Here is a 26,234-nt window from a genome sequence, read left to right on the forward strand (position 1 = left end):
TTAACTCACTGCTATGGGCTGTAGCTCAAATTGTTCGGCAATGGCTTGAGCTATATAAGCGGATGCTTCCTGGCGACAAGGGGCAAAACTTGGCCAGTCGTTGACGTCGATGAGGTGAAAATTACCGTGTTTGTCAATGATGGCATCGCCTCCGTAAATATGAATGTTGAGCACTTCGGCCGAGGCATTGGCGGCTTTTTGCAATGCTTTCTCATCAAACGGATAATAGACCGATTGGCCGTTGATGTGTTCGTATTCGGCGTACTTGTGGTGGTTGTTGGCGTACGGATAAAACCAGAAGAAAAAATCGGTGTTGCGTACGGCATAAAACTTCACCAAATCGCCACGAAGGTGTTCCGAAATAACGGCATCTGGAATTTCTCGCAGGGCGTATTCCTGAAGCATTTCTTTGGCTTCTTCGGCCGTGGCCGCAAACGACACGTCTTCTTTGTGGATGGCGTGAAAATCGCCTCTTTTTACCCAAAAACCCTTGCCTGGAAGGTTTTCAAACACATCGTTTCCGTCGTAATCCGTCGGAACAATGTAGCTTTTTGGGTACGGAATCCCGTTTTCCAACAAGTTTTTGGTCATATTGGTACGAAAGCAGTTTTCGATTCCAAAGCCCGAATTGACGACTGTCTTTCCTTCGTTTTCAAGCTGTTGTAATTTTTTTACCACCCTCTTTTGACGGGCCATGGTGAAAATGTACTGATGGGGAACCTCAGTAGCTGCCAAGAAGGTATCTTCGTCCCAAAGTTGGACAGCGTAACCCATTTTTTCAAGCTCTTGGGTAACCAGAGAAAAAATTGCACCGTCGTTTCCTACGTGGTTGGGCGAGAACTTTTTGTTCCTTGTTACTCCAAGTAATGTTATGGTCTTCATAATACGAATAGTTGCTTAGACTTTCCAATTGGATTGGTGTCAGACTTGGAAAGTCTTTTTTGTTCTTTTGTACTAGACTTTCCAAGTTTTGAACTTGTCGATTTTCAGCCTTGGAAAGTCTCTCTTGTTGTTTTGTGCTAGACTTTCCAAGTTTTGAACTTGTCGATTTTCAGCCTTGGAAAGTCTCTCTTGTTGTTTTGTGCTAGACTTTCCAAGTTTTGAATTTGTTGGTTTTCAGCCTTGGAAAGTTTCTTTTATTCCGTTGTATTAGACTTTCCAAGTCTTAAATTCGTCGATTTTCAGACTTGGAAAGTCTCTCTTTTATGCTTCACTCAAAAACAGTTCCGCCGTTTCTATGTCCCTTACATGGTCGATGTCAACAATTTTCTGAAAGGGAAAAGCTTTTAATTGTAATCCTTCGGTGACCAAGCGACGTTGAAAGTTTCGCATTCGGTTGGTGCCGCTTTCGACGGCTTGGGTGACTTGTGCCAAAGCGCGTGTGCGTAAACAGTAAATCCCGCCCGAAACGTAAGGAATTGGTTCGTCGTTGGTGTCGCAAAAATCAGTAACCCAAAGTTGCTCATTGGTTTTTACAAACAAAGGACTCTCGTCATCTACAAAAGATGTAACGGCCATCAGCCCATCCAGCGAAGTTTCTGCTTCGAAAGCATTGATATAGGCTTCAAATTCCTCTTCGATAAACACGGTGTCGGTCGTTGTCAAACAAAAAGCGCTTGGTTGTTCGGTGCTTTTTAATAACTCGTAAAAACTATGAAGCGAACTCGGCGTTGTTTTTTTTACGATGAAAACTGGTACGGGGTACTTAGCTTGCAACAAGTGATTTTCGAGGACTTCTGATGCTTCGTTGATGATAATATGCACAGATTTGGCACGGTTGCGGGCAAATACCCCAATCAAGCGATCAATTAGCATCTCGCCGTGCAACTGCACCATGGGTTTGGGAAGGGTAAATCCCTCCTTCGCCAATCGTGATCCCTCACCTGCTGCTATGATTCCGTATCTCATTTTGGTGTCTGTTATCTGTTAACAGTTAAAAATCAAGCCTAAAACGTGTTCTTACTCCCCACTGAACCGTGTTGGGGTTGTTGAGGTAACTAAAACGTCGTACCAAATCGACCCGAACTAATTTGAAAATATTGGCCACGCCAACGCTTCCTTCAATGTACGGTTGGCTACCTAAGTTGTAGCTAATGCTACGTCCTTCCGAATCGACAGGGAAACGAAAAACTGACGCGCCTTTGTTGGGATTGTTTTCATCGCGAAGGCCACCTACTAAGGCTTTTACGCTCAACACTTCGCGCAATTTGAGTCGTTTTAACAACGGTATCTTGTTGAATAAGAAGCCGTTGAAGTAGTACTGGACGTCGAGGCTCGCGTAGCGGTCGCTTACAAACTCAAGGAAATTCATCAAATTGTAAGAGTTCAATTGGTAGGCATAGGTCTGGTTGGCGCGGTGAATCATCAACAGCGGAAACGGAATGTTTTTGCCAAAAATGTAACCACCTTCGACTGTTACGTCGGCAAAACCGTACTGTGATAAATAAACGCGCTTGGCCACATTTCCCGTAACCGTATGGTAATCAGTTTGACCCGATAAGAATCCCTTTATCCCAGCGTTGTAGCGCAACGTAAAAATAGGGGAGCGATTGATGAGCGGCGTCCGATAGAGTTTTCCTTGGTAAAATTGCTCGTTGGGGGCATAGCGAAGCTCCAAGCTCAATTCGGTATTATTGAGTTGGGCTACATTTTGAGCAGCGCCGTCGGTAGTTCGTTCGTACTTGAGAATCCCTGCGGGTGTTTGTGCCCACTGCGTAAACCCAAGCTTATACGAAAAGTGATTGGTAAACTCGCGGATGTATTCCAATTTCAACACATCGTTGTACAGCCAACGGTTATTATCGCCGCGTTTGAACGAGAGCAGGAAGTTATCTTCTTGGACAAACTGCAATTCTTGTCCAGGAATTTTGGTGTCGCGCTGGTAGCTCGCCCGAATGTAGTGCAGCGGAAAATGATAGACCGATTTGTTGTTCAGCGAAAATGTACTGCTCGCAAAATATTTCCATTTTTGGTCTTTGAACCCGTACGCTCCATACCCTTCAAAATAAAGCCGATTGCTGAGTTCGGTAGTGGTGCGCCCGCCAAAGCGTAGGCGAAAACCTTCCACAGGATTGAAACTATAAAATGTGTTTGCAGGCCCAATCTCTACTTTTCCAAAAGATTTGTATCCCGCAAAAAACAAGGTGGTAATGTCCATGATTCGACGGAACGACGGGATGGTTTGCAAGGTATCGACGTTGCGGTAGATGTTGCTCTCCATGCGGTCGAGTGGAAGGTGGCGTAAATTGCTCCAATAGGCTTCATTATTGGTATTGAGCTTTGCAAACGTCGGCGCGTTTTCTTGGGCAGGGCCTTTGTAAAGACTATCAGGACGGGGCTGATTGGTCAAGAAATTTTTGAAATTTACGATGCGCTGACCATACAGACCTGCGGCCTTTTCACCCAACGAAAACTCCATACCCAACGACGTTTTGCTGGGGCGGTAGCGTCCATCTTCCTCTTTTACAAATTCAATCTTGGCCTCAAGGTCACGCATGAAGTTGAGGTTAATGTCTTTGTTTACAGTTAAATACGCATTTTGGACGCTGTAATTTCCGTCGAGGGTAATAAATAGTTTACCCTCAAAAAGCATATCGGCTTTATTGCGAGGTACAAACCCAAGCTCAATCAACCAAGGCGTTTGGGTTTTGACGGTATCACGAATAAAAAACTTATAAAACGTAGGAGCTGTGTTGGCAATGGGGCTCAAAAGCAAATTAGTCGCAATTGAGATGTCATTTTTATAAATATCAATGTCTTCGTACAAGCGTCGGAAATAGGCATTTAGCCCTTCGTTGTCGATGAATTTTTGGTCAAATTCTGCCTTACGGTCGGCCTGTACCCATTGTTTTTTAGTATAGGGGTTTTTACGAAAATATACTTGTGATAGTTTCTCCTGCATGTAAGCGGGTAGCATATTTTTCCCGCCCATCCCGACCGAATCTTGGGTTACAAACAAAAATTGATAGTTACGAAAAATACGTTTGTCCTTAAACTCATCAGAAAGGTTGCTTAGCGCAAGCGATATTTTTTCGTATTGCTCGTACTCCACATAGTCGTTTTGGGTCATGCGGTTCTGCTCTTTGTGGTCAATCACCTGACGAATGAGCTGAACCGCAGGGTTATCCTTGTTGCGATAGCGCGTCGTTTTTCCCTTAATGACAACCTCCTTGAGCAAAAGCGCATCCACTGCCATTTTGACGTTGATGGTTTGCGTATTACCTGGCGTAACGGCTTTCTCAATGCTTTGGTAACCGATGTACGTAAACTTAATTTTAGGCTGTTTGTTGGGTACGCTGAGGGTGTATTGTCCATCTGCATCCGAGGTGGTTCCGATGGTCGTGCCTACTACCTGTACGTTGACAAAAGGCAGTGTTTCGCCTGTTTTTGCGTCCGAAATTACGCCTTTAACAACCGTTGAGCTCTGTCCGTAAATGACCGAAACAGACGAGAGTAGAATGACTATAATGTGGGTGGCTATCCTTTTCATTGTGATACTACATAAGGAATTTGTTTTCACTTCTGATGCTGCTGTATTTGGTATGTTGAAGGCTGCTAGAGCCATTTGTTTTGGCGGTACCAATCTAAGGTTTCAAATACGCCTTTTTTTAGATCATATTTGGGTCGGTAGTCGAGCTGCGACTGGGCGGCGTCGATGCTACAAAACCAATTTTGGGCCGTCAGTTCTTTTAATTTTTCTCGGTTGACCACAGGCACATTTTTTGAAAATGTATATCCTGCTTCTAAAGTTGTTGCGACCACGCTCATTAGTCCGACGGGAATGTGAATCCGAACGGGTTTCTTGCCGCTCCATTCGCTGAAAATCTCAGCCAATTCATAACGATTGTATGCTCCTCCGTCCGACACATTGAAGGTATGATTGGCGGTACTTTTTTGAAGCACTGCTTTTACCGTCGCATCTGCTAAATCTTTTACGTAAACAAAACTGAACCGTTGCGCACCACGGCCAATGTAGGCGTCGATGCCGCTGTTGAGGGTTTTAAAAAGGATAAATAAATCTTTCTCACGAGGCCCATAAACGGCTGTTGGCCGAATGATGGAGGTTCGCAACCCTTTTATTTCAGCTAAATATTGTTCGGCCAACAACTTGCTTTTACCATAATCGGTGACAGGCATGGGTGGCGTATTTTCAGTAATCGGTTGTTTTTCAGCGTACGATAACGGCCCAAGTGCTGCCAAACTGCTCACAAACACAAAGCGCTCCAACGGCTGATTGGTTTGGGAGGCTGCCTCGGCCAACCGACGGGTATATTCGGCGTTTATGAGGTTGTAGGCATTGCTGTCTTTTGCACGCGTTGCTCCTGCTGAATGGATAATATATTGGTACTGACCTGCTTCTAAAAAAGACGTAAGTGCTTCGGTCGAACGATAGTCGGGGTAAACAAACACAGGGCGTAAAGGGGCAAGGTGAGAGACGTCGCTCGATGGCCGCACGGCCGCATGGACTTCCAAACCTGCTTTTTCGGCTTCCTCAATCAAGTGATACCCAATGAACCCGCTTGCTCCCGTTATCAATACTCGCCCTCTCATAGTTCTTTTTCGTACAAGCGATATCGTTTATATAATTTAGCATTGATTTGCTCAATGGCGTGGTTCATGAGGTAGTTGTCTTCAAGCATCCACGAACATTCGCCTCCCGTGATTTTAGTCCCGTACGTATTTTTGATAATAGAACCATACAAACAGGCTTCAATACCCATCTTACGGTAGTTTTCCAGAACCCCTAACGCTAGTACACGTATGCGAGTGATGTTCTTACGTTGGGTCAATAATTTAAAAATTCCTGTCGGGAATAAGCGACCCCGTTTTATCTTGATTAAGATTTGATTAAGGTCAGGGACTCCCAAGGCAAACGCAATAAACTCGCCATCTTTCTCGGCAACGAGGCAGAATCTAGGATCGAGTAATAACTTCAAGTCGTTGGCCAAAAAATCAAACTCTTTGTCGGTCATCGGTACAAAGCCGAGGTTTTTATCCCATGCTTTGTTATAAACCTCTCTAATTTTAACGGCTTCTTCTTTGAAATTTTTAAGGTCAACTTGACGAATCGTGATTCCTTTGTTTTTGAGACGGCTCTGCAACACATCCAACAGCTTGATAGAGCGGTCGTTAGACTCGCTTACTTCTAACTCATAGGCCAATAAATCGGTCATTTTGCGTAACCCTAGATTTGACAGCAACGTGTCGTAGTAGGGGGCATTGTAAGTCATCATCACGATGGGTGGGCGTTCAAAACCCTCAACTAACACCCCAGAGGGGTCGTTGGTAGAAAAGTTAACGGGGCCAATGAGGCGGGTTAAGCCTTTCTCTTTCAAGTGACTTACTGCGGTATCAATCAGTGCTTTGGCGACTTCTGGGTCGTTGATACAATCGAAAAAACCAAAAAATCCGTCTTGTTTTCCCGTAAATGCGATGTGATTGCCATTGACAATGGCCGCAATGCGCCCAACAATGTGGCTATCTTTATAAGCCAAGAACAGTTTTACTTGCCCGTGTTCGTGAAAAGGGTGCTTTTTTGGGGAAAGCATATCACGCTGTGCAATAAACAGTTCGGGTACATAATTGGGGTCGTGCTGGTACAAATCGTGGGGAAAATCAATGAACTTACCCACTTCTTTGTTCGACGATACGGGGACTATCTGGATCATACGTTTTGCTTTATCGCTTCAGGACATACTTTTTGGGCAATGCGGGTCAACTTATCGACCGCTTCTTCGATTTGACTGAAGGTATGCGTTGCCATCAGCGAAAAGCGAATGAGGGAATCTTCGGGGCGTACGGCTGGCGATACAACAGGATTGACAAATACGCCCTCGTCTTGTAAAAACTTGGTGATGAGGAATGTACGCTCGTTGTTACGGATATAAATAGGGAGAATCGGGCTTTCGGTCGGGCCTAAATCGAACCCACTCAAAAGCAACAATTCTTTGGCATAGCGCGTGTTGGCCCACAGGCGCTCGATATGGAACGGCTCTGACTCAATAACGTCGAGTGCTGCAATTGTACTCGCCGCCGTAGCAGGGGTCATACTAGCGCTAAATATAAGGGAGCGAGCGCGGTGTTTTAGGTACTCGATGGTCTCGTTGTCGCTGGCAATGAAACCTCCCAACGAAGCCAATGACTTACTGAACGTTCCCATGAACAAATCGGTATTGTCGGTCTGTCCAAAATGAGAGGCTGTTCCTGCGCCACGTTCCCCAATAACGCCTAAGCTGTGGGCATCATCAACCAGTACAGAGGCATCGAATTCGGCAGCAACTTTGTTGAGTCCAGGCAAGTCCACAATGTCACCTTCCATGCTAAAAATCCCGTCGGTAGCAATCAGCTTCACTGCTTCGTCAGGCAGAAGGCTGAGCTTTTTGCGAAGGTCTTCCATGTCGTTGTGGGCATATTTAATGACCTTCGAGAACGACAAACGACTTCCGTCGATGATGGAGGCATGGTTCATTTCGTCCAACAAAATGTAATCATGACGACCTGTCAAACTGGAAAGAGCTCCTAGATTGGCTTGATAACCTGTGCTAAATAAGATAGCGGCTTCTTTACCTACGTAGGCTGCAAGTCGGCGCTCAAGTTCAATGTGGATGTCTAGCGTACCGTTCAAAAACCGCGATCCAGCACAGCCTGTACCATACTTTTCAGCGGCTTTTTGAGACGCTTCAATGATGTAGGGGTGGTTGGTGAGTCCTAAATACGAGTTAGAACCAAACATTAAAACGGGTTTACCGTTGATGAGCACTTCAGTGTCTTGACCCGATTCGATGGGTCTAAAGTAAGGATAGATACCTTTTTCCTTAGCAATTGCAGCGTCCTTAAACTCTGCAAGCTTGTTGCGTAATTTGTTTCCCATACTGTCAATAGCGTGTCAGACTTTGAAAATACAATCGAACCGATGAGGCATCGGAACTTTGGTAATTTGATGTTTAAAATGGATAGGTAATGGCCTATCTTTGAGATACAAACAATTCTTTTTTAAGAATTGTTTGTATGCTTAATAAAAAACTAAGAGACTGTTGCTGGGGCAAACAGATACTCGGTAATCATGCTGATAATAAGGTTTTTATGGCACTCAGCGAAGTTATTAAATTCCTCCTCGTTGGTGTTGTGAAGTTTCATATTCATTTTTTTTCCTACAAAAATGAACTGAAGACTACCCATAATAAGTGGCATTAAGTGGTCGGGGTTAATGTCGCGCATTCGACCATTTTTTACCTCTTCTTCAATTTGGCTCGCTAATGAGCCATGCATCAATTCCTTAAATTTCGACAGCTCTGGCAAAAGATGTTCGGGATCGCGCTGAATTTCATTCATCAGAAACAGGACCAAGTTAGGCTCTGATTTCATGACGCGAAAGTCTTCTTCAATCAGCTCGATTAGCTTTTCACGGATTCCGACAGGCTTCTGAAAAATTCGTAATGTGTTCTGACAATAGTAACTGAACAAATCCCTGAAAATTTCAATAAACAACTTCTCTTTGCTTCGGAAATAGTAATTCGTCAAAGCAATATTCATGTTGGCCGCTTCAGCTATATCTCTTGCCGTTGTTCCCGCGTACCCCTTCTTCAAAAAAATCGCTTTTGCTGCTTCTTTGATTCTCTCTTCACTGGACTGAGTAATACATGTCACGATAACCTCCATTTTCAAATTTCTGCTACAAAAGTGAAAACAAATTTTTGATTGAACAATTATTTTAAATGTTATTTTTAAACAAATGTTTAAACCATTTGATTAGTGCAAGAAAAACTTTTTTTTGACCAATTTTACGAGGCTAAAACAGATAATATTGAGTAGTTACTGATGACCTTAATTAAACGAATGCCTAAATTCGAGGGGGCTTTGGTTGGTTTTGGCTTTGAACAGCTTATTGAACGATTGGGAATGTTCAAACCCTAATTCATAGGCAATTTCGCTCACAGTCAGCTCGGTGGTGGATAGCTTTTCTTTGGCCTTTTCAATCAGTTTTTCGTGGATAAGCTGCTGTGTAGTAAGTCCGATAAGCTGTTTCAACATACTGCTCAGGTATTTGGTAGAGAGGTTAAGCGAGTCGGCAACGTGCTGAACTGTCGGTAGCCCTTTTGAGACCAAATCTTCACTGTTGAAATAAGCGTTCAGGATTTCTTCTAGGCGATTGAGTACTTGGCTGTTGGTGATTTTTCGGGTAATAAACTGCCGTTCGTAAAACCGTTGGGCGTAGGTAAATAGCACGTCCAGCTGGGCAATGATTACGTCTTGGCTGAATTTGTCAATGTTGGCGTGGTATTCTTCTCGTATGTTATTGACAATACCATTGATGGTAGTTTCCTCTTTGTCGGATAAAAACAAAGCTTCGTTGGTCGAGTACCCAAAGAACTCGTATTGTTTGATTTTTTTGGCAAGTGGGGTATTCCACAAAAAATCAGGGTGCACAAACAGCATCCAACCGTCCAAGTTATCAGGAACGCCGTTGGCTTCTCCGCGCAAAATTTGCCCTGGCGCAATGAAAGCTAGCAAGCCTTCGTCGAAGTCGTATTTTTGCTGGCCATAAAATAATTTGTCGCAGCCTCTCTTGAGTGACACCACGTAAAAATCTGAAAGTACAGCCTGAATGTTGGGAGCGGATTTTAAGATTTTGAGGTCAATCATGCCGATAAGTGGGTGCTGAGGCTTCGGCAGGTTCATCAACCGATGAATTTCGGCAATGGATTTGATTCGGTACGGTTTTTCTTGGGGCATACTGCTAAAATTTAAAGGGGTATTTTAACCAAATCAATAGCAATGGCAACGCAAGAAATGGAATTTCGATGAAGGCCATTTTGACGTTTCCTGCCCGCAACGAAAACGCCATGATCAACAGAATTACAATGGCATTGAGTAGGTTGCCCACAAAAAAAGTTTGAGGAAAGAGGAGCATCAAGCCGATAATAATAGAGAGTGCGCCCACAAAAGGCATAAAGGATTTGGTAATGCCCAAGTCGGCCATCATTTTGGCTTGCTCGGCAGTAGCAGGCTGGAAGGCATCCCAGCCGTGTTTGAGGCTCAAAAACGACGAAATGAGCAAGAGTGCGATGGTTACAATTTTCATTTTCTTTGCTGTTTTTTTCTAAAATTACACCAATTCTTGGAATTATTTGATGGTGCAAAGTTCCGTAACAATCAGATAAATGATGTAGCCAAAAGTCGCAATGTTGTAGCTAAAAAGGAAAAAAAGTGGTACCGAACTGCGCCAGTACCACTTGAGGTTGGTGAGATAAAAGAAATAGAACTCAGTTTTTCTTTCCGTAAAATACAACTGTCTTTGAAGGAACTGGGTCAGGGGCAATGACCCCAAGTTCACCATTTAAGAAGGTGACGTGTTTGGTGGTGCCTACGTATCCTTCTATCTCACCCGTGGTCGTTTTTTTGAGGGTTACGCCATCGTAGGTTTGAAAAGAATCCGCCGCTTTTCCAGCTTTGTCGGTAAGGGTAAAAGTTACTTTGAAATTGGCCGATTCGTCACCTACTTTTATCACCGATATTTTACTGGTGGCTACTACCCCTGCGGCGTTGGCAGCAGGTAAATTGAGGCGCGTAGTACCTACTGTATAAGAAGTGCCTGTGTATTCGCCCGAAAGTTGGTCGGCAAGCGATGGCTCAACTTCTTTTTGACATGAAAAAAATAGTGCCGTAAAGGCTAAGAGAAAAAGCGAATGGCGAATGCTGCTGGAAGGTTTCATGATGGGCAGGGGCTTAAAATTGACGTTTTTTTTCTACAAAACTACATCTGCTCCCCTCCCAAAATCAATCGGCCAAAAATCCGATTTTTTTAAAATCCGCCTTTTGGAGGATTTTATTAAATGGTTTTGTTACAGAACTTTACCGTCGTAAATTAGAAGGGAAAACCTTGCCCTTTTACCTCAATGAAACGAACACTCACGCTTGTGCTTTTAGTGGTAGTACCGTATTTGGTATGGAGCCAGCAAGAACTCATCAATAGCTATCGACAAGAGCTTAAAAAAGAAAAAATTGATACGTCGCGTATCCATATCATTGGGGACTTGTCGCGAATGCTCGTCATGAATTCGGATACGACCGAAGCCTTAGCGCTGTTGAAAGAAGGGCTGGAACTCTGTAAAAAGCAAAATTATGACTACGGATTTGGGCATATTTACAACGGCTATGGAATCTATTATTTAGAGACTTCCCAATTTGAAGAAGCAGAGGCGTATTTTCAGAAAAGCTACGACTATTTCAAAAAAAGTAAAAAAGACACTGCGCCATTGGGGGCTGCTACGGCGTTGAGCAATTTGGGAGTGATTGCTGAAACCAAACGAGATATTGAAAAAGCGGTTAGTTTGAAATTGCAAGCACTGGATGTCTGGAATGCGACGTCATTTCCTGAAAGGTTTAATGCCGTTGGAAATATTTATGTTAGCATTGGGGGGCTTTATAGCAAAGAGGGGCAATTTGATAAGGCGATTTTTTATACCAAAAAAGGCATCGAAACGCGTCTCAATGCCAAGATGAAAGACGTCGATTTAGGAATTTCGTATATTTTTTTGTTAAACGATTTTATAAGAAATAAACAACTTGATAGCGCTGCCAACTACATTGAAACGGTAGAATCATTGGTAAGCGAACTGAAAAGCCCGCTGCTATACATGAGGTACTACGGGAGTTTGGGTGAACTTGAATACGAGCGAAAAAACTTTGAAAAAGCCCTTCAATACAACAAACAATTACTTAGCTATGCGCAACAAACGCAGAAAATAGGCTACGAAATAAGTGGGTTTTTAGCCATGGCTAAGTGTTACCAGCAACTCAATCAGGCTACTAATGCCATCACTTTTTTTAGGCACGCACTCAGTTTGTCGCAAAAAGTAAATCGGATAGAGGGGCGAAAAAATGCGCTACAAGGTTTAGCAGACGCCTATCATCAGCTTAACAACGACAAACTAGCCTTTGCTTATTTAACCGAGTTTAACGCTTTGAAAGACAGTTTACAAACGGAAGACACCAAGCTCAAACTCAACGACATCGACACCAAGTATCAAACTGTCCAGAAAGAAAACCAGATTCTCCAGCTAGAAAAAGAGAAAAGTCGTCAGAACACCCTCATTTATGGGTTGTTGGCGGGGCTAGTAGCTGTAGCAGGGATTGGCGGGCTTATGTATCGTAACGTGGCTAACCAACGAAAAATAGCCAGACAAGAAAGTCTTTTGAAGGAAAATGAAATTCAACAATTGCAACAAGAACGACAGCTCGTTGCTACCAATTCTATTTTAAAAGGCCAAGAAGAAGAGCGAACGCGTGTAGCTCGCGATTTGCACGACGGCTTGGGCGGAATTTTAACAAGCGTAAAACTAACTTTGGGGAAAGTGAGAGGAAACTTTATTTTGCCCGAAGCAAGTACAGTGGTATTTGCTCGGGCGTTGGAACAACTGGATCTTGCCATTAATGAAATGCGCCGCGTTGCTCATAGTATGATGCCCGAAGCACTGGTTCGCTATGGCTTACCCGACTCGCTGAAGGATTTTTGCGAAGACCTCAATGAAACGGGCCAAATCAAAGTTCACTTACAAGTTCTGGGCATGGAACAGCGCCTTGATTCGTCGGTGGAAGTTGTGGTGTATCGCATTGTACAAGAACTGTTGAACAACATCCTCAAACACGCTCAAGCCACTGATGCCTATGTACAATTGGTTCGGCGGGACGAAATAGTACACCTCACCGTAGAGGACAATGGCAAAGGTTTTGACCTCAAACAGGCTGAACATCACAAAGGTGCAGGAATGCGTAACATCGAAAATCGGGTGGCGTATTTGGGCGGAACGTTGGATATTCAAAGCACCCTAGGAGAGGGGACATCGGTGGAAATTGAAATAAAGTTGTAGCCATAAAACCTGATTTAACATGATTCAAGTATTTATTGTGGACGACCATCCGCTGATTACCGAAGGGCTAAAATCGCTCCTCAACGATTGTGATGATATTCGGGTGGTGGGCACAGCTTCTAACGCCATTGATGCCCTTGATGCTTTAAAAAAACAACCCGTTGACATTGCTTTTTTGGATATAAATTTGCCAGATATAAGTGGAGTAGAATTGTGCAAGAAGATTCGCGACAAATTGCCACATATCAAATGTATTGCCCTCACAACCTCCAACGAACGAAGTCACGTCAGTAGAATGATGCAAAACGGCGCCATGGGTTACTTGATTAAGAGCTCTCCTAAAGACGAATTGGTAAAAGCCATTCGGCAGGTGTATTTGGGAGGGTATTATATGAATGTCAATGTGCAAGAAACAACACCTAGCTCGGTGAAAACGACGTTTTTAACCCGTCGTGAAAAAGAGGTGTTGGGATTAATTTCCGAAGGTATGACCAACAATGAAATTGCGGAAAAACTTTTTGTGAGTCCTGCTACCGTAAAGACCCACCGCGAGAATTTGCTGATGAAATTTGAAGTAGCCAATACCGCCGCCCTTATCAAACTGGCTGCCCAGCAGGGGTTACTTTCGAGCTAACGCGTTGAAAAAAGTTAGTTGTTGATTTTTTGTTGGATTCGGGTTGTGAGCAACCCTCAGCACATAAAACGTTTATCACTCCTCTCTTATCTCTCCTCACTCAAACTTCCCCTTCTTCCGCATTCGGTACGCATTCATGGCGGTTGTTCCTAGTTTGTCAATGAGTCGGTAATTGACGACAACCCCCACGGCGGCACCAATGCCAGGGATGAGTTGTGCCATTTTGGCCAAATCTATGTAGTCGCGGTATTCCTGTTGAAACGTGCGCCAGTCGAAGGCGTGGATGTCTTCGGGTAAAAGTTTACTTTTTTCATCCCAGTCCACGATTTGTAGATAGACCTCTCGACGGCGTTCTTGGCTCGAAAATGCCAGTTGAAAAATGTGCAACAAAAAAATCCGTTCGCGGTAATCGTTTATAGGATAGCCATAACAAGCCGTAATATCGAAAAGGAGTTTCATTTTGAGACTGAGCAAGATTGGAAAGTCGGCCAAAGCCAGCCAGAAGCCCCCAGCTCCTGCCACGCCACCTTCGGCTGCCCCCGCGGTTTTGTAAAAACTAATGCGCCGTCGTACTTCGTCTTCTTGGGCTTCGAAACTAATCTCAGGAGCGGGTAGTGGAGTGATAAATTCGGCGCCAAAGAGTACACCACGCGTCATTTGTTTGATGGTGGTGGTAATGATTTCGTGAATTTTTTCAGGAATCAGGTCATTGAGCCACTTTTGGGTGGCTTTGGCAAGGCGGTTAGCTGCGGAGGGTTTGCGCTGCATTTGGCGTTGCCAAAGGCGGAGTTCTTTTGCGACGTTTTCTTCGTATGAGGGCATAACGAGATGGGTGAAGTGGACAAGTTACTGAAATTTTAAAAAAATACGAATAAATAAGTAAGACGGCATATTGACGGTAATCAACGTAGCCTCTGCGAGGCGCAACATTTGTAGCATGTAATAAATGAATTTTCAACACAGCCTCGGCGAGGCGCAACATTTGTAGCATGTAATAAACGAATTTTCAACACAGCCTCTGCGAGGCGCAACATTTGTAGCCTATTGTAAATCAAATTGTTATGAGAGTTTTGTCTATTGGAAAATGTAGGTAGTAAAAAAAATAAAAAAATAATGAGAAAAAATAGGATTAAAAAACGGCATTCTTGGCATTAGTAATTGAAGCTATCGAAAGTTATTCGACTGTATTACTTAATCCGACGTTCTGTGATTCCACACCATTCACATACTGCACTCTGGGATGCTTTTCGTCAAGGAGAACGAGGGGCCTTCAAGCGGATTTATGAGCTATATGCCCAAGAATTGATTCGTTATGGGCACAAAATTACTCCAGATGAGCGCCTAATAGAGGATTCTATCCACGATTTGTTTATCGAATTGTGGCAAAGCAGAACGCGCCTGAGCGACACCGATTCCATTAAATTTTACTTGTTTAGGTCATTGCGAAACAAAATTACACGGGCGCAGCAGCGCGATGAGTTTTATGCTGCCACCAACGTTGATAATTTTGACAACGCTGACGAAGCAGGTACCATCGAGCATCAATGGATTTCGGACGAGCGCCAAGAACAGTTATTACGACGCTTGCGGGATGGCTATCAGGCACTTAGCCCGCGCCAGCAACAAGCCATTGATTTACGATTTACACATCAGTTTAGTAACGAAGAAGTCGCCCAATTGATGGGCGTGAATTACCAATCAGCTTGCCGATTTATTTACACCGCCCTGAAAACATTACGCGAAACCGTCCGAATTTTTTCGATGGTGCTCATGATGTTTTTTTTCTACTAACAAAACTTCGTTATCCACACCCTATTTTTTAAAATCGAACATCTTTAACCTATGGACTATTACCAATTTACAGCCGAAGAACTTGCCGCCGATGAGTATTTTCGGGCTTGGGTTTGTGTGCCCACGCCCGAGAGTGATGCTTTTTGGCAACGATTTTTACGAGACTTTCCCGAACGTTATTACCAACTAGAGGAAGCACGCCGACTTATTTTGGGGCTTCAAGAACTACACGATTCAAACGCGGAAAGCGTAACCGCCGCCGTGATTTGGGAGCGAATAGAGCATACCATTGAGACGCTAGAAACAACGCCGAGCGTGCAAACACCTTCGTGGTTTTGGCGGGTAGGAGGTTGGGCAGCGGCGGCAGTGGTTGTGTTGGCACTAGGCTATGCTTGGCAAAATGGCAGAATAACACCAACAGAAAAAACCGAAGTGGCCACCAAAGTGTTACCAGCATGGGTGGAAGCCGTTAATTCATCAGATAAAATGATGCTGATTCAGCTCTCCGATGGTAGTCGGGTCGAGTTAGAAACCAACAGCCGTTTGAAGTACCCGCGTCGTTTTCAGGACGATACGCGTGAAGTACATTTAGAAGGAGGAGCTTTTTTTGACGTAGAAAAAAATCCAAAACGCCCCTTTTTAGTTTTTGCTAATGGATTGGTGACAAGGGTCTTGGGGACGAGTTTTCATATTGCAGCTTACCAAAAAGACCCTGATGTGACTGTGGCGGTAAAGTCGGGGAGGGTGTCGGTATATGCCGACCGACGCGACCCTCGGCAAGACCCCGAAAGTAAAGGCATTGTGCTTACTCCTAACCAGAAAGCAGTGTTTGTTCGTAGTGCTGCAACCATCCGAAAGTTGCTGGTAGAAGCTCCTACGCTGCTGTTGCCTCCTGCCGAAATGGCCCGCTTTGTCTTTGATGCTGCGCCTGCTCCTCAGGTGTTTGCGGCCTTAGAAAAAGCCTACGGTATCGAGGTGGTTTATGACGAAGAGGTGCTGAAAAATTGCTTACTTACCATCAACCTCACTGATGAAAATCTTTTTGAAAAGCTGGAAGTGATTTGTAAAGTCTTAGATGCTGATTATAAATTGATTGATGGTCAGGTGATTATTTATGGCAAAGGGTGTTGATACCCAACTTGCCAAAGAGATATATTATTAAACCTTTCTACTTAACCCCTTAACCCCAATTTATACTATGAAACAGTTCTGTTGTTCGTCCTGATGTAAAAAAACACCAGCAGTGGTTGCAACACCGCTGGTGCCGTTAGCCTCCCCTTGTGATTTTGGTCGATCGGCAAGCGTCTCGTAAAAGACGTGAGGGAGGTGTTTTTGCCTAATTCCTAACAAAAACATTCAAATCTAATGAAAACAAAGGTACGTTTCAAACCCCTCTTTTACCACCTTATGAAATTATCACTGATACAATGCCTGCTGGCGGTGATTTTTACGGGTGTGTCGTTGGCCAATGAAGTCAATGCCCAAGAAATTCTCAAGCAAAAAGTGTCTGTACACGTTGAAAATCAAGGAGTAAGGCAAGCGCTGACGGTCATTGAAAAGCAGATTAAAATCCGCTTTGCTTACCGTCCAACGGCGCTGCCTGCCGACCGCAAAATCACGCTGATTGCTTCCAATGAGCCTCTTTCGGAGGTATTGGGAAAACTCACCCGCTCGCTTAGGCTACGTTATGAAATTATCGGGCAGCAAATTATCCTAACGCCCGAAAAAGAAGCGGCTCCAGTCCGTACTTCGTCAGGTGCGCTGCCTCAAGAAGTAACTATTCCCTTGGCGCGAAAAGTTGGCGGTGTCGTCAACGACGAATCGGGTACAGGATTGCCAGGCGTAAGTGTGGTCGTGAAAGGTACGACCCGTGGCACGACGACCAATGCCGACGGTCGTTTTGACTTGGAAGTTCCAAACGACAATGCTACGCTGGTATTTAGCTACTTGGGTTATGTTACCCAAGAAATAATGGTAGGAAACCAAGTCCAACTAACCATCGCGCTCAAAGTAGATGCCAAGTCGCTCGAAGAGGTGATTGTGGTTGGGTACGGGGTGCAGCGTAAATCAGACTTGACGGGTTCGGTCGGAACGGTCAAAGGCGAAGCCTTGCAAGAACGCCCCTCGGCGTCGTTGAACCAAGCCCTTTCGGGACGCATTACAGGGGTGAACGTGTCGGTTAACTCAGGTCGTCCTGGAGGCCGTGCCAATATCCGTATTCGTGGAAATACCTCCGTGAGCGTGGCCAACAACCCGCTTTATGTGATTGACGGCGTGATTTTGAACGCCACTGACCTTGCCAACGGCAGCACGCCCATGGACTACATCAACGCCAATGACATTGCGTCGATTGAAGTGTTGAAAGATGCCTCAGCTACCGCGATTTACGGAGCGCGGGGTGCCAACGGGGTAATTTTGGTATCGACCAAACGAGGCAGCAAAGATGGTGGTCGAGTCAGCTATGATACCGATTTCAGCGTGGGTGTATTGCCCCGCAAAATTCCGTTGTTGAACTCAGAAGAGTTTTTGCGAATAGAAGATGTGGCCTACGAAAATGCCAAGAAATACGACCCCGTAGGCTGGGCGGGTGGCAAGTACGTTGACCCTAAAACGAAACGTACGAACCCATTGCTTTTTGATTCAAACGGCAAACCATTGTACAACACCGATTGGCAAGACGAGTCGTTTCGGAAAGCATTGACCCAAAACCACCAATTATCGTTTACGGGTGGGAACTCAAAAGATAACTTTGGGGTGTATTTGGGCTATCGCAACGAAGACGGATTGATGACGGGCTCGTGGTTGAAGCGTTTCTCAGGACGGTTTGTGGTGGACAGTCAAATCAAAAAATGGTTAAAAATTGGGGGATCGTTGAGCTACAACGACCAAAACGAAAGCCAAGTTGACCCGCTTGGAGCAGGAGGTATCATTGCCATGCGCCAAGTCTTGGAAGCGTTACCAATTATCCCCGTACGTTATCCTGACGGCCGTTGGGCTGGAAACGAAGATTACCCAGGGATGGAAGGTGGCGGTAACCCCGTTCACGTAGCTACGGAGCGGTTGTATTACCTCAAGACTCAGACCATGTTGGGCAATATTTACACCAATATTACCCTTGCGAAAGGTTTAGAATTGCGCACAACGCTTGGGACTAACGTCATCAATCAGCGCAACGATTACTACGGTGGTCGGACGTTGAACTACATTTCGCGCAACCAAGGGGGAGATGCTTACATCAACAACGAGCGTCATAATTCTTGGCAGTTTGAAAACTACTTGACCTACAATACCAAATTTAAGTCGATTCACTCAGTGAATGCCTTGTTGGGGTTGGCGTGGCAGCATGTTGATCGTTTCTCGTCGCAAGCAAGAGCCCAACGTTTCCAAGATGATTATTTTCAGTTCAACAACCTAGGTGCTGGAGCCGTAGCGGTGGCGCCTACGTCGAGCACAAGTGCTTATGGATTAAACTCTTACTTCGGCCGTATCAATTACAGTTTGAAAGAAAAATACCTATTGACCTTCACGGGACGTATTGATGGTTCGTCGAAGTTTGGTTCTTCTAATCGCTACGCTGTGTTCCCGTCGGCAGCGTTGGCGTGGCGGGTCATTGATGAAGATTTTATGAAAGGCATACCCGTTATTTCCAATCTAAAATTACGCACTAGCTACGGTTTGACGGGTAACTCCGAAATCACGGCCTATCAAGCCTTGGCGGGATTGGGCAACTACTCGGTGATTTTTAACAATACGCGTCAGATTGGTATCGGGGTCAACCGCTTGGCCAACCCTGATTTGCGTTGGGAAAAAACGGCGCAAGTGGATGCAGGTATCGAAGTCGGTTTATTCAACAACCGCTTGAACCTCGAATTTGACGTCTATCGCAAGCTAACTTCCGACATGTTGTTGAGCGCGCCTGTGCCATCAAGTAGTGGTTATACGACTGTGAGCCAGAATATTGGTAGCATGGAAAACCGTGGGATTGAATTGGGAATTAACTCCGTAAACGTAGCAACCCCCAATTTCAACTGGAGCACAGCCTTTAATATTTCGATTAACCGCAACAAAGTAATCGCCTTAACGGGCGGAGCCGACATCTTTAACGGTTCGACCATCATTCGTGAAGGACAGCCTGTGGGGTCGTTCTTTGGGTTTGTTCACCAAGGTACGTGGAGCTTGGCTGAGGAGTCAGAAGCCGCACGTTACTTGAAAAAACCAGGGGACATCAAGTACCAAGATGTAAATCAAGACGGGGTTATCAACGACAACGACCGAGTGATTATCGGGAAAGGGATTCCTGACGGTTTCGGTACGTTGACCAACACGTTTTCGCACAAAAACCTAGAGTTGATGGTGGATTTACAGTTTATGTACGGCAATGACGTGTTGTTCCGTAGCAAGCACTCCGCCGAAGACCGCACGGGAATTGCCAACAGTTTCAAAACGGTATTGAACGCGTGGACGCCTGAAAGGCAGAACACCAACATTGCTCAAACTCGCCCTGTGTCGGCAGGATATAACACCAACAACGACACTGACCGCGTGCAAGATGGCTCTTTCATTCGTGGACGTAACCTGTTGTTGTCGTACCGTTTCCCGACCAAAATGATTGAGAAAATTCATTTGAACCGTTTGCGCGCGTTTGCATCGGTGCAGAATTTCTTCTTGCGTACCAAGTTCGAAGGCTACGATCCCGAAGTTTCTACCTCAGGCTCGGCTTTTGATCAAGGCGTGGATTTGTACGCTTATCCGAAACCACGGGTATTTATGGTAGGGTTAAATATCGGTTTGTAATTGTTGTATCACCTTCATTAAAAAGAAATCAAGCATGAACGCGACAGTAAAATATATCAGCCGATGGTTAATTAGCGGAGCGCTATTGGTATCGGCAGGAAGTTGTTCGGAGTTTTTGGAAGAACCCGATCGTTCAAACTTCACCCTCGAAAATTATTTCACCAAACCCGAACACGCCGAAAGCGTGGTCAACTCCATCTACGAAAACCTTCGCAACGTGCTAGGAGGAGGGTTTGGAGGCGCGCCTTGGATGATGCTCGAATTTGCGACGGGCCTGGCCAATACCGAGTTGGGACAAGCCCAAAACAGCATTTTTGTGCGCAATTTGGTCAACAACTCTGACAATGGCTACGGGGCTACGTACTGGACCAACCACTACCGTGGAATTGCCAATGCCAATTTGGCCATTGCCAAAATTCCTGGCATTACGATGAACGAAGCCGCCAAAAAGCGCTACTTGGGCGAAGCGCGGTTTTTACGGGCGTTGTATTACTACGAATTGGTGCGCATTTTTGGAAGTATTCCTTTAATTAAAGACCCTGTTGACCTCAAATCTCCTGATTTGTACGCCCCGCAAGCATCTGTTGAAGAAATTTATAAGTTGATCGAAGCTGACCTCGTTGAAGCTGAGGCATCGGGCTTGCCCAATGCCGATGTTACAGGCCGCGCATCTATGGGAGCGGTGAAATCGCTGTTGTCGTCGGTGTACTTAACGATGGCGGGTTATCCGCTTCAAAAAGGCGCTGAATATTACAAAAAAGCCGCCGACAAAGCCCAAGAAGTAGTTCAGATGAAGAGTTTTAGCTTGTTTCCTTCGTACGACGACTTGCACAATCCTGCCAAGAAAAATACGGGCGAAAACATTTTTATGGTTCAGTTTGCGGCTTTTGTGTTGCCTTCCAACTGGCAAACGTCGATTATTCCCTATAACCAAGGGATTTCGGCTTATACTGACGAAACGGGCGCGATTTTTGCCAACAAAGAGTTTGTGGAATCGTACGAACAAGGAGACAAGCGAGTTGCCGAGAAGCAGTTTTATTACTCGTCGTTTTCGTTGCGCAGCGACCGTACCAAAACGCGTAATTTGGGAGGCTATTATTTGTACAAACACTTTGACAATACCGCCCAACTTTCGACTACTAGCAGCGACTTGAACTGGACGGTATTGCGCTATGCCGAGGTATTGTTGACATTGGCTGAGGCTTCAAACGAGGCAAATGGCCCAACGGCGGTGGCGTATGATGCGGTCAATGCCGTTCGTAAACGCGCCGAATTACCCGAATTGAAGGGTTTGAGCAAAGAAGAACTGAGAGAAGCCATTTGGCGGGAACGTTGGTACGAGTTGAGCTTTGAAAACAAAACGTGGTACGACATGGTGCGTTTGCGCAAAGCCTTCAACGTCACGACCAAGAAGTTTGAAAACTACGTGGGCCACAAGTTTTCTTACGGCCCAACGCTCAAAGACCGTGAGTTGCTATTCCCTATTCCTACTGCCGAAATCCGTAACAATAGCAAGTTGAAACAAAATCCTGGCTACTAGGTGCTTACGCACAGTTAACGGTTAATTGTTATCCGTTAATCGTTGATTTTGAACGACTAACCGCTGCGGCTAGTCGCGGTGAACGAATAACAGTTAACCAGTAACGTATTAAAAGGGTGCATAAATAGATAGAAAGCTTGATTCATACCGTAGGCATCTTTTAATCAGAAGCCTACGGTATAAACTCCAATTTGCCTACTTTTTGTATAAACACATCGTTTCCTTTTTTTTCGACCAACAACGAAGCTTAATCATTACATGCTGATGAACCAACCGACCCACCGTCGTCCGAAAGTCCGTACCCTTTGGAGTTTTGGCCTTATTTCTTTTCTATCTCTTTTTATTGCTTGGGTGCTTCCGTCGCAGGGAGTATTGGCACAAAAAAAACCGTTGGTGGTTTTTGTGTGCGGCGACCACGAATACAGTGGCGAGCAAACATTACCTCTGATAGCCGCCGAGTTGGAAAAAAACTATGGCGTGCGCACCAAAATCCTCTCGTCCTATCCTGACCAAAATGCCGAAAAAAACATTCCAGGTTTGGAAGCGCTCCGCGAAGCTGACTTAGCCATATTTTTTCTTCGTTGGCGTCAACTCCCTCCTGAGCAACTGGCTTTTATTGATGAATATTTAAAGTCGGGAAAGCCTGTGATGGGTTTCCGTACCTCTACCCACGCCTTTAATTTCCCCAAAGGTGACCCTTCCGAAGTCTGGAATGCCTTTGGCGAACGCGCTTTTGGTACGCCTCCAGGCTGGGGAAGAGCGGGGCACACGCACTACGGCCACAAGAGCACCACCGACGTAACTATCATTCCCGAAGCGGCCAAAAACCCTATTTTGAGGGGAGTTCCTGCCTCGTTTCATGTGCCTTCTTGGTTGTATCGTGTCAAGCCCGATTATCCGCCGCAAGGTTCTGTTTCGCTTTTGTTGGGAAAATCAGTGAATCCTGATAAAGCTGCGATTGACAACCCCGTGGCCTGGACGTGGAAAAATAAGGAAGGCGCAAAGGTGTTTTTTACAACACTAGGGCACCCCGAAGATTTTCAAGAGGAAGGTGTTCAGCGCCTGACGGTCAATGCTATTTTGTGGTTATTGGATAAGCCTGTTCCCAAAAAATGGAAGGGAAAAATAGCCATTCAGGTACCTTACCGTGGTATTGTAAAATAGAAAAGAAAACCCTGTTACATAAATTCCTAAATCCATGAGAAGAAGCGTCCAAGGATTGCTGATCGCTGCTAGTGCGGCGTTCATTGCCTTCAGTGCTTTTCAGCCAGAGTTAGCCACCCCACTGAAAATTGAAAAAGGAACGCACATTTCGTTAATTGGGGGAAACCTTGGTTCTCGAATGCTGAACTATGATTATTTCGAAACCGAAATGCAGCTTCGTTATCCCGACAGTCAACTGTACATTCGTAACATGTGCGACGGTGGAGATACGCCAGGTTTTCGTCCTCACGCAAGCCGAAATGATCCTTGGGCGTTTCCTGGGGCAGAAAAGTTTCAAACCGAATACGCCAATAAGTCGCACAGCGAAGGTTTTTTTGATGCGCCTGATCAGTGGTTGACGCGCCTCAAAACGGACGTCGTTGTCGGGATGTTTGGTTACAGTGAGTCGTTTCAAGGAGCGGCAGGGGTCAACAACTTCAAAGCCGAGCTAGATGCGTTTATCAAACATACCCTCAGCCAAACCTACAACGGAAGTGCGGCACCTCAGTTGGTGTTGGTTTCTCCGATTGCGTTTGAGGACTTATCAAGTTTGCATGACTTACCCAATGGCGTGAAAGAAAACGCCAATTTGCAATTATATACCAATGCCATTAAAGAGGTAGCAACGCGCAACAACCTTTTGTTTATCGACGCTTTTACTCCTTCCAAACAATGGTATGCTGAGTCGAAAGAACCATTGACCATCGACGGTTCGCAATTGACGGAAGAAGGTTACAAAAAGTTCGGGGTGTTTTTGGCCGATAAATTAGCAGGAAAAACGCCTGCCAAAGCCGAAAGCAACCGTGCGCTCGTTCATGCGGCCGTAGCGGAGAAAAACTGGATGTGGCACAACGACTTCAAGATTCCCAACGGCGTACACGTCTATGGGCGTCGCTACAATCCTTTCGGTCCCGACAACTATCCTGCTGAAATTGAGAAGATTCGTCAAATGACGGCCATTCGCGATACGGCCGTGTGGTTGGCGGCTTCTAAAGGAGCAAAAATGGATCTTGCCGCTGCCGATGCCAAAACGCGCACGTTGCCTCCTGTTAAAACCAACTTTAATCCCGACAAAAACGGAAGCCTGACCTATCTCTACGGAGAAGAGGCCGAAAGTAAGCTCAAAGTACCTGCTGGGTATAAAATTGAGTTGTTTGCTTCTGAAAAAGAATTTACGGATTTGGCCAACCCAGTACAGATGTCGTTTGATAACAAAGGGCGTTTGTGGGTAGCCACCATGCCAAGCTATCCGCACTACAAGCCAGGAGATGCCAAGCCGAACGATAAAATTATCATCTTTGAAGATACCAACAACGACGGTAAGGCCGATAAACAAACGGTATTTGTGGATGGGTTGCATTTGCCGTTGGGTTTTGAAATTGCCAAAGAGGGGGTGTATGTGTCGCAAGGAACGAACCTAAAGTTATTTACAGATACCAACGGCGACGACCGTGCCGATAAAGTTGAAATTTTGATGAGTGGTTTTGACGACCACGATACGCACCACAACAGCAGCGCGTTTTGTGCCGACCCATCGGGAGCGATTTATACGGGAGAAGGGGTGTTTTTGCACACCAGCGTGGAAACCTCGTACGGAACGGTGCGCGCTACCAACGGTGGTTTTTATCGTTATGCTCCTCAGTTGCACAAGTTAGAACGTACCGCTCAGTTGTCGATTCCGAACCCGTGGGGAATTGCTTTCGACGATTGGGGGCAACCTTTCTTTGCCGAAACTTCTAGCCCTGACGTGCGTTGGATGTTGCCTGGTTCGGTTTTGCCGCGTTACGGTCAAGCTACCCATAAGTCGGTTCAATTGATTGAGAAAGACCATATGGTACGCCCAACCTCGGGATTAGAGTTCCTTTGGAGCCGCCATTTTCCTGATGAAGTACAAGGCGATATGCTTATCAACAACACCATTGGGTTTTTGGGAACCAAACAACACCAAGTGTGGGACGACGGCACAGGGTACAAGACGAAGCACCGCCAAGACTTGATTGTGAGTTCTGATCGCAACTTCCGTCCTGTGGATATGGAGGTAGCACCCGATGGCTCGTTGTACGTGATTGACTGGCACAATATTCTCATTGGGCACATGCAGCACAACGCTCGTGACCCACTCCGCGACCACGTTCACGGCCGTATTTACCGCGTCACGTATCCGTCGCGCCCGCTGGTTACTCCTGCGAAAATTGACGGAGCTTCGGTAGAAACTTTGTTGGATAACCTCAAACTGCCCGAATACCGTACCCGCTACCGCACTCGTCGTGAGCTTCGTGGCCGCAGTGCCGCTGAAGTATTGCCCAAAATAACCAAATGGGCGGCAAGCCTTGATAAAACCGACCCACGCTACGAACACCATTTGTTGGAGGCACTTTGGGTAAGCTGGGGATTGGACAAAGTGGATCAAAAGCTACTCCGCCAGTTGCTCAAAGCCAAAGATTACCACGTTCGTTCGGCGGCGGTTCAAGTCGTTCGTTATACAGGCCACCAAGTGCCTGACCAAGCGGCGTTGCTCATGCAGGCGGCTAAAGACGAGAATACGCGTGTTCGCTTGATGGCGATTGTGGCGGCATCGTGGATTGGCAAAGAAAAAGGTTTACCAATCTTGGCTGAAGCAGCTAAAAAGCCATTGGACGATTGGATGGTATATGCCCATGAAACGGCGGTAGCGCACTTGAAGGGAGAAAACGTAGTGGTGAAGAAAAAAGAAGCGGAAGTGGTATCGACCTTGAAAGGAGCCGAATTGGAATTGTTTAAGTTGGGTAAAACCATCTATAGCAAAGAAGGCTACTGCGCCACCTGCCACCAAGCCGACGGTAATGGGCTGACAGCTTCGGGTTTCCCGCCGTTGGCAGGGACCAAGTGGGTACAGGGCAACGAAGAGCGCCTCATCAAAATCGCCCTCAAAGGACTCATGGGGCCGATAGAGGTAAACGGCAAACAATACGCTGGCCAAGTGCCGATGACGCCGTTTGCAGGTTTGCTCAACGACAAAGAAGTAGCGGCCGTATTGACTTACGTTCGTAACTCCTTTGGCAACAAAGCCTCGGCCATCACACCCGAAAAAGTAAAAGAAGTAAGGGCCGCCACGGCTGGCAAAAGCGATATTTATACGTCGTCGAAACTCCTGAGCGAGCATCCGTTGGAGAAGTAATAAAAACGCTGCCAGGGTTCGTAAACTACGATAACCAACCCTGGCAGCGTTGAAAATTTTGTCTCGGTCAGACGATAGTCAGACCGACTACAATACCCCCTTCAAAAACGCCGCCATCTTATCCATCAATTCTTTCTTGGCATACTCTGGGCTAGAATGGCCTGCGTTCGGAATAAACTCAATTTTTTATTGGTCTGACTATCGTCTGACCAATGTTTGTCTCGGTCAGACGATAGTCAGACCGAC

Annotated in this window: 20 protein-coding genes; 9 read left to right on the plus strand and 11 right to left on the minus strand. The window is 45.6% G+C overall.

What is annotated here, in order from left to right:
* From AC23P2_RS08850 to AC23P2_RS08895, 10 genes are all read right to left on the minus strand, one after another.
* The gene (locus AC23P2_RS08850) at positions 1 to 882 is read right to left on the minus strand and encodes an ATP-grasp domain-containing protein (protein ID WP_487772857.1); all 882 of its coding nucleotides are present in this window, start codon (positions 880 to 882) and stop codon (positions 1 to 3) included.
* Between the two features lie 321 nt (positions 883 to 1,203).
* Positions 1,204 to 1,908 (minus strand): nucleotidyltransferase family protein, encoded by a 705-nt coding sequence (locus AC23P2_RS08855; RefSeq protein WP_487772858.1) that lies wholly within the window; start codon positions 1,906 to 1,908, stop codon positions 1,204 to 1,206.
* 25 nt (positions 1,909 to 1,933) lie between these two features.
* Positions 1,934 to 4,489: a DUF5686 and carboxypeptidase-like regulatory domain-containing protein gene (locus AC23P2_RS08860; protein WP_487772859.1), complete on the minus strand. Its 2,556-nt coding sequence runs from the start codon at positions 4,487 to 4,489 to the stop codon at positions 1,934 to 1,936.
* A 65-nt stretch (positions 4,490 to 4,554) separates the two neighbouring features.
* Entirely contained in the window at positions 4,555 to 5,550 is a 996-nt protein-coding gene (locus AC23P2_RS08865; protein ID WP_487772860.1) for an NAD-dependent epimerase/dehydratase family protein, read from the minus strand.
* A complete protein-coding gene (locus AC23P2_RS08870) occupies positions 5,547 to 6,668 on the minus strand; it encodes a hypothetical protein (protein ID WP_487772861.1) in 1,122 nt (373 codons plus the stop codon). Before AC23P2_RS08870 ends, AC23P2_RS08865 begins: the two co-directional genes overlap by 4 nt.
* Complete coding sequence (gene spt / locus AC23P2_RS08875; RefSeq protein ID WP_487772862.1) at positions 6,665 to 7,870, minus strand: serine palmitoyltransferase; 1,206 nt, start codon at positions 7,868 to 7,870, stop codon at positions 6,665 to 6,667. The genes AC23P2_RS08870 and spt overlap by 4 nt, the downstream gene beginning before the upstream one ends.
* Before the next feature lie 152 nt (positions 7,871 to 8,022).
* Positions 8,023 to 8,658, minus strand: a complete 636-nt coding sequence (locus tag AC23P2_RS08880) for a TetR/AcrR family transcriptional regulator (protein WP_487772863.1) — start codon at positions 8,656 to 8,658, stop codon at positions 8,023 to 8,025.
* A 165-nt stretch (positions 8,659 to 8,823) separates the two neighbouring features.
* The gene (locus tag AC23P2_RS08885; protein WP_487772864.1) at positions 8,824 to 9,732 is read right to left on the minus strand and encodes a helix-turn-helix domain-containing protein; all 909 of its coding nucleotides are present in this window, start codon (positions 9,730 to 9,732) and stop codon (positions 8,824 to 8,826) included.
* 4 nt (positions 9,733 to 9,736) lie between these two features.
* A complete protein-coding gene (locus AC23P2_RS08890) occupies positions 9,737 to 10,081 on the minus strand; it encodes a hypothetical protein (protein ID WP_472493666.1) in 345 nt (114 codons plus the stop codon).
* Positions 10,082 to 10,262: 181 nt separating this feature from the next.
* Complete coding sequence (locus tag AC23P2_RS08895; RefSeq protein WP_487772865.1) at positions 10,263 to 10,712, minus strand: hypothetical protein; 450 nt, start codon at positions 10,710 to 10,712, stop codon at positions 10,263 to 10,265.
* 183 nt (positions 10,713 to 10,895) lie between these two features.
* Between AC23P2_RS08895 and AC23P2_RS08900 the strand changes: the two genes are divergently transcribed.
* The gene (locus AC23P2_RS08900) at positions 10,896 to 12,869 is read left to right on the plus strand and encodes an ATP-binding protein (RefSeq protein WP_487772866.1); all 1,974 of its coding nucleotides are present in this window, start codon (positions 10,896 to 10,898) and stop codon (positions 12,867 to 12,869) included.
* 19 nt (positions 12,870 to 12,888) lie between these two features.
* Positions 12,889 to 13,503 (plus strand): response regulator, encoded by a 615-nt coding sequence (locus AC23P2_RS08905; RefSeq protein WP_487772867.1) that lies wholly within the window; start codon positions 12,889 to 12,891, stop codon positions 13,501 to 13,503.
* A 96-nt stretch (positions 13,504 to 13,599) separates the two neighbouring features.
* Here the strand turns inward: AC23P2_RS08905 and AC23P2_RS08910 are convergent, their stop codons facing one another.
* Positions 13,600 to 14,325, minus strand: coding sequence for an EcsC family protein (locus AC23P2_RS08910; RefSeq protein WP_487772868.1), 726 nt, complete (start codon positions 14,323 to 14,325; stop codon positions 13,600 to 13,602).
* Between the two features lie 384 nt (positions 14,326 to 14,709).
* On the opposite strand from AC23P2_RS08910, the gene AC23P2_RS08915 reads away from it, so the two are divergent.
* The 7 genes from AC23P2_RS08915 to AC23P2_RS08945 form a co-directional block, all read left to right on the plus strand.
* The gene (locus tag AC23P2_RS08915; protein ID WP_487772869.1) at positions 14,710 to 15,294 is read left to right on the plus strand and encodes an RNA polymerase sigma factor; all 585 of its coding nucleotides are present in this window, start codon (positions 14,710 to 14,712) and stop codon (positions 15,292 to 15,294) included.
* 51 nt (positions 15,295 to 15,345) lie between these two features.
* Complete coding sequence (locus tag AC23P2_RS08920; RefSeq protein ID WP_487772870.1) at positions 15,346 to 16,425, plus strand: FecR family protein; 1,080 nt, start codon at positions 15,346 to 15,348, stop codon at positions 16,423 to 16,425.
* 276 nt (positions 16,426 to 16,701) lie between these two features.
* Positions 16,702 to 20,088, plus strand: a complete 3,387-nt coding sequence (locus AC23P2_RS08925) for a TonB-dependent receptor (protein ID WP_487772871.1) — start codon at positions 16,702 to 16,704, stop codon at positions 20,086 to 20,088.
* A gap of 34 nt (positions 20,089 to 20,122) precedes the next feature.
* The gene (locus AC23P2_RS08930; RefSeq protein ID WP_487772872.1) at positions 20,123 to 21,628 is read left to right on the plus strand and encodes a RagB/SusD family nutrient uptake outer membrane protein; all 1,506 of its coding nucleotides are present in this window, start codon (positions 20,123 to 20,125) and stop codon (positions 21,626 to 21,628) included.
* A gap of 264 nt (positions 21,629 to 21,892) precedes the next feature.
* Positions 21,893 to 22,792 (plus strand): ThuA domain-containing protein, encoded by a 900-nt coding sequence (locus tag AC23P2_RS08935; RefSeq protein WP_487772873.1) that lies wholly within the window; start codon positions 21,893 to 21,895, stop codon positions 22,790 to 22,792.
* A 34-nt stretch (positions 22,793 to 22,826) separates the two neighbouring features.
* Positions 22,827 to 25,988, plus strand: a complete 3,162-nt coding sequence (locus AC23P2_RS08940) for a PVC-type heme-binding CxxCH protein (RefSeq protein WP_487772874.1) — start codon at positions 22,827 to 22,829, stop codon at positions 25,986 to 25,988.
* Positions 25,989 to 26,037: 49 nt separating this feature from the next.
* Positions 26,038 to 26,234: hypothetical protein (locus tag AC23P2_RS08945; RefSeq protein ID WP_487772875.1), on the plus strand; the 197-nt coding region annotated here is incomplete at its 3' end.

Source organism: Runella sp. R0.1_18 (assembly GCF_057652155.1).